Here is a 10,408-nt window from a genome sequence, read left to right as displayed (position 1 = left end):
CGCGTCATCAACCGCGGCGGATCCCTGGGCGACGTCGTCACCTCCATGATGGACGCCGGGTTCAAGGACAAAGACATGATGGTCGGAGCCATGCGAGCCTACAACTACCGCGAGCAATTCGGCCCCAGCGTCTGGGACGGTGACGCGTACATCGGCGAGGCCGCGGCCTCGATGTCGCTCCTCAAACTGGGTCAAACACCGGCGAACATGGCTATCTTTCAGCACACCGCGCACCGGTTGGCAAACCGGCGCTATATCGACCGTGTGCCATGGACCGCCCTCACTCATGAAGAACAGGCCTATCTCCAGGACTACTTCGACAACCCCACGAGAGACAAGATCAGAGGCATCGAAGCCCTCGCCAGTGGCAGCCAGATCACTCGAGATCGGCAGGGCAACGTTGTACAGTCGAATAAGGAATACCCGCTGCCTCCCGAGTTCGAGGGCTGGAGTCAGGAACGTGGCCTGCTGATGAACAGGTTCATCATGCCGCATCTCAGCCAGAAATATCTGTCCGCCGCCAACGCAGGCGACCTCCACAAAGCGTCGGAAATACTACAGATCATGGCGCATTCCGAATACTGGACAGGCAACGTCAAGCTGACCCCATCGAAGGCAATTCCACGATTCTAAGGTGTGTCTCCCGATGATTCCGGTGATAAGCCGCGGCACCGCCACCGTGGTTTCGAATGAGTGGCGGTGCACGGCCGAGCCTCCCCTGGGCATGAGTTTTACCTCCCCTCGAGGGAAATCGGGCGCAATTTATGAAAGGGTTCACGTGTGACGGGCGAGGCCAGCCGAGATGCCGAGGAAATAGCAGATGAAACTCCGGATATCGCGTTCACCCTCGCCCAATTGAGCGGACCGGCGAATGCCGGTGATTTCGCGGTGCACAATGGCGTGCCCGGTAGTCCCGTGGTCGGCAACGTGGCCGAGGCGGAATCCGAATCACCGTCCGATGCCGGTGCGGCGGATGCCATCGACCGCATTGCCGATGAATTACGCAGCGTAGCGCCTGTCGGATGGCAGCGGCTGACCGCGGAGTTCGCGATAACCGTCACGGCCGGTAGTGCCCGGGCGGTGTGCGCCACCGACGACGCCGAGGTCGAGGTGGATGTGCCGAATCGGGTGCTGGAGCTGGTTCGCGAACATCGAGAGGTTGCGGCGGATTCGCTCACCGGTCCGTGGTGGCGACTACTGCTGCAGCTCACCGCCGAGGGCCGTGCCGATGTCGACTACGACTACGGCGACGAGCCGTTTCCGGACGAGCAGTTGCTGGCGCCCGAGGCGTATCGCGCCGACCTGGCGGCGTATCCGCGTGCGCGCCTTCCGGTGTGGCTTGCGGCCTACATCGGCCACGGCGGGCGGCAGACCCGCAGCCCGCAACAGGCCGCCGCCGCGGCACGGGCGGACCGCGAGGCCGCGGTGTGGTCGACGTTGGCGGAGAACGAGTTTCCGCCGTTCCCGGTGATGTGGGCGCGGTGGACGACGATCGCGGCGGCATTCGTCGCGGCGCGGTCGCCGTGGGGGCCGCGAATGTCGCTGTCGCTGGGCGGGTTCGAAAGTTCGCGGCGCAGCGGCGCTACCCTCTGCGCGCTCGCTGGTGGCCGGGCGGTGCTCTCGGGCGGTGTGTGGAACGCATCGGCGCTGGAGGACACCTACAACGGTGACGCCGAGATGCCGAACTTCTTTGCCGGAGCCCCCGACTGGGTTGCCGACCCGGTGCTGAATCCGCGCGCTGGCGTCGGCCTTATGTCGTTCTGTTACTGGTGGGATGCGGGCCGGTGGTACCGAGGTGAATCGCCCCCGGCCGAGCAATGCGCCCCGGCGATACCCGGCGTCTGGAGTGCCGACACCTGCGTGGACATTGTCGCCCGGCTCATCTCGCGGCGACCTGGCGCGGCGCAACGGTCGGCGGCGGCGACTCTGCTGTCGGCCGCCGAAGTAGGCGTGGTGACGCCGGAAACCGTCGCGAAGACGTTCGGTGACAACGATGCTGACGGTGCGCTGTTCCAGTTCCGGATGGCCGGGCTGGTGGCCGACACACCGCAGCCGATGCCGCAGCAGCTGGCCATCGCCCGAGTTCGCCAGTACATCCTCGGGCGCGGGCTGGATACCACCGGCTACCCACTGGACGAACTCGTCGCCGACCGGCTCAGCTGCGGCTGGATGGTGTTCGCGCCGGTGCCGCGCGGTGAGATCGCGATCGGCCGTGCCATCTTCTATATCGCCGATGACGGTGTGCTGGAAGCGTCTTCGTCATCGATGCCGCCGACGAGATTCGTGTCGGGATTCCAGGAACGGTTCCGGCGACGTCAGCGGCCGACGGGATAAGATCGCCGTGTTCATGCGCCGCCGACCAGGTTCGTGCCGAAATTCCAGGAATGGTTCCGGCAACGCGGCGGCCGACGGCGTGCGCGCGCCGCGTTCTCTGTGCGCGGCGTCGGCCCGCGCTGGGGGCCGAGTCGGCATACCTGGCGCGGCCGCGGATGCCGCGGCAGGAGCCGGTTCGGACGCCGCGAACGGACAGCCGATGACGTTGTTGCCACAGGCGATCGAAAGTGTGGAGGCCAGCGGAGTGAGGAGTCCGAGTGATCGCCGCGCGATCAGCGCCGCTCGTCCTTGATCAGACGGATCACGTCGGCAACAGCACGATTTATCGAGCCAACCAACCGCGCCGTGTCGACGCCAGTTGCCATGGCCGGATTGCCAGGAGTGATCACATAGCGTCCGTCGTCGGCGATATCGCGCCACCGCAGTCCACGTCGAGCCAGATTCCGTGGACCGAATCTCGTTATTCCCTGCCGGACCTCCACGATACCTTGGCGTGCCACCGGTTTGCGCAGAAGTTCGGCACCATGCTGGTCGACCGGAGCTTCTTTCGATTCCCGCACCATCGACGTACCGAATTCGGCATCGAATTCCGCGTCGGTAGATCTGCGGGGTAGCACGACATTGTCGAACCGCCCGCGCTCCTCTGTCGGCAGACGGGTAGCGATCCCGTCGGCCAGGGCAAAGCAATCACACTCGGTGATTGTGACTCGGCCGCTGCCGTAAGTGGTCTCGGCCGGAATCTGTTCGAGGAGGTAGCCTCGGTCGTCGCGCCGTACGGCATGGAGACGGATATGTGACGTCGGATCGGCGGGAGCGCGCTGATCCCAACCGTGCGCGATGATACGCAAATCAGGCTTCGCTACGATGTCGAACACCTCATCGAGCCCGCTGCTCCACCGAGTCCGCAACCCCAGCCACGCTTGGCGTTCTTCGTGTTGCTCGTCCCAATCCAGATCACGCACGAGAGCGGTGAAAGGCGCGGGCAGCCGCAGTTCCCGCATGCGGTCCCAGGCAATGACGAACTCGACGTCGGTGAGTGTCCAGCTCCGGTGCATCAGGGCGCCTCCGGCTGCCGCACAATGACCGGCTCCTCCGGACGCGGCGCCCGCGACGGGTCCGAGCGCGGCATCCGCGGCCGATTCGGCTGCTGCTCCGGCGGCACCGGCTGTTGCGCCTGTTCGGTCATGTGCCGTGCCTGTATCCCTCCCACCACCGCACGGGTCATGTCGGGCGCCTCACCCAGTGCCTCATCGAGATGCTCCGCGGAATCCAGGTACTTCGGGCGCTCGTGCTTGCTCTCCTGGCCACCGCCACGCGCACCGGCACCCGGCGCGCCCGCGGGGCCGGGCGTGCCCATCGGCGCCTGACCCGCCATCGGGGCAGCACCGGCCCGCGGCATCGCAGCCGCCGACCCGGCCATGGTCGCGCCCGCGTTCACGCGTGGAAACAACCGCGACGGGTCGGACAGCGCCTTCGGTGCGCCGTACGACCCTCCACCTACACCACCACCGCCGACCATGCCGCCAACCGAGTTCCGTGCCGCATCAAGCTCCGCCGAGGTCGGCGGCAGGCCGGCGGCTGGCGGCTTCATCAGATCGCTGGGCAGTGCATTCTTCGCCGCACCCAGTGCGTTCTGTGCCGCATTCGACGCCGTCGACAGGGCGTCGGTGACGGCGCCCATGCCGTTCGAGAGCCCGGCGGCAGGGTCGGCACCATAAGGATCGAGCGCGTTCGCATAGTCGTCCAGATCCGCAGCTTGTTGCTCGAGGCTGTCGGCATATGAATCCAGCGCCGCACGTTGGTTGTCCAGCGACGAACCGTCGAGACCGCCATTCAGACCAGCACCGCCACCACCCGCTTTGGTGTTCTGATCGTCGGTGGTATCAGTCGCTGACGTGTCGTCCGGCGCGGCAATGCTTGCATACTCCGGAAGTTTCGGAAAGTACTCGGTTGTATCCTCGTAACCGGCTTTGTATGTTTGTCGGTAATTGGTCTGATATTCGGGTGTGGGGTCTTCCAATTCGTAGAGAGACTCATTATTGAGATGATGGGGGCCGCCCGTGATGCTACCTGTATATCCGGGTACGTAGCCGCCGCCGGAATCGGAAACTTTCGAAAATTGAATTTCTACCGTGTGATCCTGTGCGGCGAAACTCGTCATTTCACTGTTAGTGTAGAGCCGATCGGCAGGATTATCCGGATCGGGTGGCATAACCTTCTGTGTCTCATCGAGCCAATAAGCTGCGTTAGTGTACGCATGACCAGCCTGATGCATCGCCCGCCACAATGGTTCCAGCTGTTTCTTGAAATTGCCGACGGCCGTTTCTGCAGCTTCTTTTCCCTTCCCCTCCCACGAGTCGGCGGCGGCCAGTACGAGATCGTTCTTGAATTCTGTGGACTTGTCACGGAGAGTGTCACCCATCCGATACCAGAGAATGGCTCTCGACTCATAGTGGTACGGCAGATCGATCCCCCGGATGAACTCACCCAAATTGTACAGTGTTTCGTAACTCTGCCTCGAATGATCTGGGCCGATATCGTCCGAGACAGATTCGAATGATTCGCCCTCGGGTAGTAGCTCGTCGATCCGACTACTCGTCGGAACCCAGCTTCCCGGAGTGCGATCTATCAAGGGGGCGGCGCCGCCCGATTTGATGCTGTCGAAATCGTATGCGGAGGTTTCATCAGCTGCCGGGTATGCCTTCCCGGCCGATATGAAAAGGTCCTTCAAATTGTTCAAATCATGCAGCTGAGTGCCCTCTTTGTCTTCGCTGCCGATTATGTCGTACAGTTTGGTTCCCAGGTTGGTGAGATACATGTCGAGCGTCTCCAGCGAAGGCAGCGGAGCGCCACCGTACCCGGCATCCTTTGCGTACGCCACATACGAGCTCGCCCCCTCGACGTCTTGCTGATCCCTGATGCCCCTCAACACTTCGATGAAGTCGGCACACAGATTCGCACATGTAAAGGCGATACCGTCGTCGATGAGCAGCGGGTCTTCGGCGGCGTCCGTGTACTCGTTCAACGTCGACCAGGAGGTGACCTCCGTGCCGGAATCGCCCGCGCTCTCTTCTCCAGCCTCTTCCTGGGGAGGCATATTGCACACTCCTAATAACCCCAGCGCCCCCTCGGACATACCGGGTCGCCAACCGTCTGATCCCATCGCACTTGATCAATGGCTCCCGGTCAACGTCCGGGGCCCCACGGTCGCAGTTATTTACACTCAGTTGAGGCGGAACCACTCCGATAGGATCTGCGGGCCCGCCCCGCCGCAACGGCCGCTGGTGGTTGTGTCCAAGGCTCCAGTGTTGTCGCTGTATGGCCGGACCAGTTATCGCGTCCCGATCGAGAGGCGTCGCCGTGTGCGGCGGTCCGGGCAGGTTCGGGTGAACGTTCATACTTCCGATCGTTGGCGGTGCTGGAACCGCTTCTCGAACTCGTCGACGAACTGCACCGGCGGCACCGAGGATGATGGCCGCTCGAGGACCCCGTCGTCGGCGATGTAGAAAATCGCCGGCCTGCCCGCGATCTCCCCGCGTGGTCCTGGCACGGACACCATCCAGCCGCAGCTGAGCCGGTCGGCGACCAGGCCGCCCAGCGCGTAGCCGGTGGTGTCCAGGCCGAGGCCGAGGATGTACTGCCGCACTCGGGCGATGGCCAGTTGCTTGGGCATTGTTTCCGGTACCGCGGTGACCAGGCCGGCCATCCGGAACTGGAAGAGGGCGCCGTCGATATCGAGTGAACTGTTGTGGCCGAAGGCATTCAGGATGGTCTCGCGGGTCGCGACACCCACTTCCGCGCACGCCAGCGACTCGGGTGGGAATGATCGGGATCGAGCAGGGCAGATTGCGTTTCGGCCCTCGTGGCATCACCAGGCGCGCACTGGCGTGGCGCGACCTCGCCGACGACGGACGCTATGTGATCACCCGCGGCACCCCCCGATCGCGGCACCGGCCGACGCCGACCGCCTGCCCGCAGCGATCAACACCGAACTCGCCGCAATAGTCCGCGCCATCAAGGACGAACGCGGCACGCGACTGGACAGATGATCACGTGGAATCCATGGCGGTGAAGCGCGAAGCCTCGCTGCCAACTTCCTCCTGGTCCGGTCTACTCGGCGCAACGCGTGGGCACTGGTGCGTCCTGGTTGTGACGTCGCCGAAGAGTTCGGCTTGGCGGGTGGCGCCCGAGCGAGAGCGTCCGAGGGTGCTGCTTCGGCTCCGGGCGGATGCTTGGCGCCGAAGCAGCAACGGCGGGGGTGACCTGCGGCCGGGGTGTCGCAGCAGTCCATTACCTTGGCCTTGAGGTAATGGATAGTGGTATTGTAATGGGCATGGATGCGACCATTACTGTCACCAGCAAGGGGCAGGCGACCCTTCCCGTTGCCATGCGCCGTCGGCTTGGCTTGGCCGACTCCGGGGGTGTTTTGCACGCGCATCTGGATGAGGACACCGGCGAGCTCGTTCTCACCAAGCCGCCGACCATCAGCGAGCTGAGTGAGCGCATCAGCCGTCATATCAAGCCGGGTACCCGCCCCTTGCTGAACGTTGACCAGTTCTACCAGTCCCAGCGTGAGCTGCGGAGCTGATGCCCGTGTCGGCCGGTTCGCTCGATGCCAATGTTGTGCTTCGGCTGCTGCTCAACGACGTCCCCGACCAGCATGCTGCGGTAGTAAATCTGCTCGCAGGCGCAGATGCGCCCTTCGCCGTGGCCGACACAGCTGTCATCGAGGTTGTCTTTGCCCTGTGCCGCTATTACGAATTCGGCCGCGAGGCAGTTGCCGAAGCGATCGAAGGTCTGATGTCGTTGACGGAGATCGATGGCAACCGTGCGCTATACGCACAGGCGCTGCCGTTGTTCGTCGCACATCCGAAGTTGTCGTTCGAGGACTGCTGCCTGGCAACCTACGCGGAGCTGTCGAACGCGAAGCCGCTGTGGACCTTCGACAAGAAACTTGCTGCCCAAGCAGACTCGGTGCGAATTGTCCCGATGTGAGACCGTGTCTCACGTCCGACTGGACAGGTGATTACCTGGAATCTATGGCGGTAAACGCGAGAAGGCGCCACCAGTTCCAATGGATTTGTTCACGGAGGTCTTGGGCTTCGCTTATCGGATCCTTGTCGCGTCCCGATCGAGAGGCGTCGCCGTGTGCGGCGGTCCGGGCAGGTTCGGAACGTTCATACTTCCGATCGTTGGCGGTGCTGGAACCGCTTCTCGAACTCGTCGACGAACTGCACCGGCGGCACCGAGGATGATGGCCGCTCGAGGACCCCGTCGTCGGCGATGTAGAAAATCGCCGGCCTGCCCGCGATCTCCCCGCGTGGTCCTGGCACGGACACCATCCAGCCGCAGCTGAGCCGGTCGGCGACCAGGCCGCCCAGCGCGTAGCCGGTGGTGTCCAGGCCGAGGCCGAGGATGTACTGCCGCACTCGGGCGATGGCCAGTTGCTTGGGCATTGTTTCCGGTACCGCGGTGACCAGGCCGGCCATCCGGAACTGGAAGAGGGCGCCGTCGATATCGAGTGAACTGTTGTGGCCGAAGGCATTCAGGATGGTCTCGCGGGTCACGACACCCACTTCCGCGGCCGAAACCAGGGTCGAGGCGGCCAGAAGCTGGGCCTTGCTCGGCTGGCTGGAGACTACTCGCGCCAGGATGTCGGCGACCGTATCCGCCGACCACACCCCGGGCAAGGCGGCGGCGCATTCGGATGCCGGGGGTGACTCGCCCCGGTACCACCGGCCGGACTCCCACCAGTAGCAGAACGACATCAGGCCCATGCCGATGCGCGGGTTCAGCACCGGATCGGCGACCCATTCCGGTGCTCCGGCAAAGAATTTCGGCATATCATTGCCGTCGTTGTAGGTGGCGTCCAGTGTCGGCGCGTCCCATACCCCGCCGGAGAGTACGGCACGGCCATCGGGCAGTGCGTACAACGTGGAACCGCTGCGCCGGGAACTTTCGAACCAGCCGAGTGCGGGCAGCATTCGCGGCCCCAACTCCGAACCAGTGGCGACGAATCCGGCCGCGATCGTCGCCCACCGCGCCCACATCACGGGAAATGACGGAAATTCATGCTCCGCCACCGTCGCCCACACTGCCGCGCGGCGATCGGCGCGAGCCGCGATCGCCGCCTGCTGAGGACTGCGGGACTGCCGGTCCGCGTGTCCGATGTAGGCCGCGAGCCATACCGGCAGGCGTTCGCGCGGATAGGTTTCCAGGTCGGCGCGATACGCGGCGGGCGGGAACAACTGACTGTCCGGGAAAGGGTGATCACCGTAGTCGTAATCGACATCGACCGAACCGTCGGAGGTCGCGTGTACCAGCATCCGCCACCATGGCGCGGCGCTCGAGCCGGAACTGTTGGAGCCCGCGGCAATCTCTCGATGCTCGCGGACCACACGCAGCGCCGACTTCGGTACCGCCACCGCGACCTCGGTGTCATCGATGGAATAGACTGCCTGCGCCGTCTCGGTCGACACCGTGATAGCGAACTCGGCGTACAGTCGCTGCCATTCGTTCGGCGCCGCGGTGTTCAGTTCGTCGACAATGCGACGGAGGATACCGTCCGCCGCTTCATCGGCACCCGATGCCGGGGCGTCGTCGTTCAGCAGGCTGAATGCGATATCCGGAGCGGGCTCCGACTCCGCCGCGTCATTCTGGGGCAGGTCGCCTCGACCGCTCTCCTCTTGTCCATTTGTCACTTTTACGCCCCTCGGACATAGCGGTTCTCTTCGTCTGCCGGTCCGACAATACCGCCGACGGGGTCTCGGCCGCCCAATCTGCGGAGGGGGATTTCACTGGGAATGTCGCGGTACGTCCGGCCGGAGGGTGCGTATTCGATCGTAGGGGAAAATATTTTACGGTCCCTTGATGTAGGGCGCGCGATTCGGGACTAAGCCCGGCGGGTGTGAGATTTGACATTCCCTTTAGATATGAATTCGAGCCCACTGTGCAAGCATTGGGGTAGATACCTGTGCGGTCGGCAAATGCGGAGGTTTGTCATGGAAGAACGGATCGAGGTCGACCTCGATGCGCTACGGGATGCGGCTTCGTACGGCGACGAGGTGTGCGATGGGATCGCGTCCTTCGGTGCGCGCCTGAAAGACATATTGGGGCGGCTGCCCGAGGCCTGTGGTACTGGCAAGCCCGCCGAACAATTTCTCGGGGGCAGCAACGGTGAGCCGGGGGTCGAGGAGAGCGGGAACGCCACGGTGGAGGCGACTGACGGCGTGCATCAGTCAGCCGTGGTGGTTCGTGATGCGGAACTCGACATAGTCAACATGTTGGAACAGGCCGAAGAAGCGTCGGCGTGGGGGTTCGACTGACGCTGAGATTCGGCTGGACACAGGGGTGATGAGGTAGACGCACGGCCATTGGGCAGTGCGGATTCGAGATCGGTTGAGGGATTTCAGATGTGGAATGGGCGCGCCAAGGGCAACGGGTCCGGCATGGAGGCGATGCTGGGCGAACTGCAGGATCAGTTGCGACATGTCACCGATGTCGCGCAACAGCGCGCCGAGCTGACCGCCAGTGCGGCGACACAGGATAAGCGGGTCACGGTGACGGTCGATGCCGACGGCCATCTGACCGATCTCCGGTTCTCCGCCGACATCAAGCAGCTCAGTTATGACGAGATCGCGGCGGCGGTTGTCTCCGCCGCGCAGCAGGCAGTGGCGGAGGTGACTCGCCGCGGCGGTGAGCTGTTCGAGCCGCTGAACGAGCACCGGGCTCGGATGCCGAAGCTTTCGGAGCTGATCGAGGGGCTGCCCGACATCGAGGGCGGTGCCGTATCGAGGCCGTCGGTGACGGGTGCACGGACGAATACCGAAACCGGTGAAGAGATCTGGGACAGCACGCCGCCCGAGTCGAACCATGCTTCGCCGGTAGCCGCACACCCGGATGACGAAGCTCCGGAGCTGCGGATCGCGGATGCGGTCGATTTGCCCGAGCCGAGCACGTCCGTGGTTGCTGCGGACCTGGACGAGGGATCGTGGTTCGCGGATGCTGTCGACAACGGGCACATAGCCGGTGATGCGGAGAGCTCTGAGGTCTCGGATCGCGGCTGGGGGTAGCC

Annotated in this window: 11 protein-coding genes; 7 read left to right on the top strand and 4 right to left on the bottom strand. The window is 64.0% G+C overall.

Annotated features, from left to right (window positions below; genetic code table 11):
* Positions 1-633, top strand: a 633-nt coding sequence (locus tag AB0H00_RS14385; RefSeq protein ID WP_357265745.1) for a hypothetical protein, incomplete at its 5' end; no start/stop codon positions are given.
* A 147-nt stretch (positions 634-780) separates the two neighbouring features.
* Positions 781-2,334 carry a hypothetical protein gene (locus AB0H00_RS14380; RefSeq protein ID WP_357265743.1) on the top strand — a complete coding sequence of 518 codons (1,554 nt, stop codon included), beginning with the start codon at positions 781-783 and terminating at the stop codon, positions 2,332-2,334.
* A gap of 272 nt (positions 2,335-2,606) precedes the next feature.
* Here AB0H00_RS14380 and AB0H00_RS14375 read toward each other — a convergent pair whose 3' ends face one another.
* The 3 genes from AB0H00_RS14375 to AB0H00_RS14365 form a co-directional block, all read right to left on the bottom strand.
* Positions 2,607-3,389, bottom strand: a complete 783-nt coding sequence (locus tag AB0H00_RS14375; RefSeq protein ID WP_357265741.1) for an ESX secretion-associated protein EspG — start codon at positions 3,387-3,389, stop codon at positions 2,607-2,609.
* Positions 3,389-5,431 (bottom strand): hypothetical protein, encoded by a 2,043-nt coding sequence (locus AB0H00_RS14370; RefSeq protein WP_357265739.1) that lies wholly within the window; start codon positions 5,429-5,431, stop codon positions 3,389-3,391. Before AB0H00_RS14370 ends, AB0H00_RS14375 begins: the two co-directional genes overlap by 1 nt.
* A gap of 297 nt (positions 5,432-5,728) precedes the next feature.
* On the bottom strand, positions 5,729-6,127 hold the full coding sequence (locus tag AB0H00_RS14365; protein WP_357265737.1) for a hypothetical protein: 399 nt from the start codon (positions 6,125-6,127) through the stop codon (positions 5,729-5,731).
* A gap of 29 nt (positions 6,128-6,156) precedes the next feature.
* Between AB0H00_RS14365 and AB0H00_RS14360 the strand changes: the two genes are divergently transcribed.
* The 3 genes from AB0H00_RS14360 (at position 6,157) to AB0H00_RS14350 (ending at position 7,329) form a co-directional block, all read left to right on the top strand.
* Positions 6,157-6,339: a hypothetical protein gene (locus AB0H00_RS14360; protein ID WP_357265735.1), complete on the top strand. Its 183-nt coding sequence runs from the start codon at positions 6,157-6,159 to the stop codon at positions 6,337-6,339.
* 328 nt (positions 6,340-6,667) lie between these two features.
* Positions 6,668-6,922 (top strand): AbrB/MazE/SpoVT family DNA-binding domain-containing protein, encoded by a 255-nt coding sequence (locus AB0H00_RS14355; protein WP_357265733.1) that lies wholly within the window; start codon positions 6,668-6,670, stop codon positions 6,920-6,922.
* Positions 6,922-7,329, top strand: coding sequence for a PIN domain-containing protein (locus AB0H00_RS14350; RefSeq protein WP_357265731.1), 408 nt, complete (start codon positions 6,922-6,924; stop codon positions 7,327-7,329). The genes AB0H00_RS14355 and AB0H00_RS14350 overlap by 1 nt, the downstream gene beginning before the upstream one ends.
* 182 nt (positions 7,330-7,511) lie before the next feature.
* On the opposite strand, the gene AB0H00_RS14345 is transcribed toward AB0H00_RS14350, so the two are convergent.
* Complete coding sequence (locus AB0H00_RS14345; protein ID WP_357265729.1) at positions 7,512-9,035, bottom strand: hypothetical protein; 1,524 nt, start codon at positions 9,033-9,035, stop codon at positions 7,512-7,514.
* 300 nt (positions 9,036-9,335) lie between these two features.
* Here AB0H00_RS14345 and AB0H00_RS14340 point away from each other — a divergent pair, with 300 nt between their 5' ends.
* Positions 9,336-9,659 (top strand): hypothetical protein, encoded by a 324-nt coding sequence (locus AB0H00_RS14340; RefSeq protein ID WP_357265727.1) that lies wholly within the window; start codon positions 9,336-9,338, stop codon positions 9,657-9,659.
* Between the two features lie 87 nt (positions 9,660-9,746).
* Positions 9,747-10,406 carry a YbaB/EbfC family nucleoid-associated protein gene (locus tag AB0H00_RS14335; protein ID WP_357265725.1) on the top strand — a complete coding sequence of 220 codons (660 nt, stop codon included), beginning with the start codon at positions 9,747-9,749 and terminating at the stop codon, positions 10,404-10,406.
* The last annotated feature ends 2 nt before the right edge of the window (positions 10,407-10,408 follow it).

This window comes from Nocardia sp. NPDC023852 (assembly GCF_040639505.1).
GTDB lineage: Bacteria > Actinomycetota > Actinomycetes > Mycobacteriales > Mycobacteriaceae > Nocardia.
This window is presented reverse-complemented; position numbering and strand designations above follow the sequence as displayed.

Excerpts from the sequence above, each read along its gene's own strand:
- AB0H00_RS14355 (WP_357265733.1), top strand. The coding sequence starts at position 6,668 with ATGGATGCGACCATTACTGTCACCAGCAAGGGGCAGGCGACCCTTCCC.
- AB0H00_RS14375 (WP_357265741.1), bottom strand. The coding sequence starts at position 3,389 with ATGCACCGGAGCTGGACACTCACCGACGTCGAGTTCGTCATTGCCTGG.
- AB0H00_RS14335 (WP_357265725.1), top strand. The coding sequence starts at position 9,747 with ATGTGGAATGGGCGCGCCAAGGGCAACGGGTCCGGCATGGAGGCGATG.
- AB0H00_RS14360 (WP_357265735.1), top strand. The coding sequence starts at position 6,157 with ATGATCGGGATCGAGCAGGGCAGATTGCGTTTCGGCCCTCGTGGCATC.
- AB0H00_RS14340 (WP_357265727.1), top strand. The coding sequence starts at position 9,336 with ATGGAAGAACGGATCGAGGTCGACCTCGATGCGCTACGGGATGCGGCT.
- AB0H00_RS14370 (WP_357265739.1), bottom strand. The coding sequence starts at position 5,431 with ATGCCTCCCCAGGAAGAGGCTGGAGAAGAGAGCGCGGGCGATTCCGGC.
- AB0H00_RS14350 (WP_357265731.1), top strand. The coding sequence starts at position 6,922 with ATGCCCGTGTCGGCCGGTTCGCTCGATGCCAATGTTGTGCTTCGGCTG.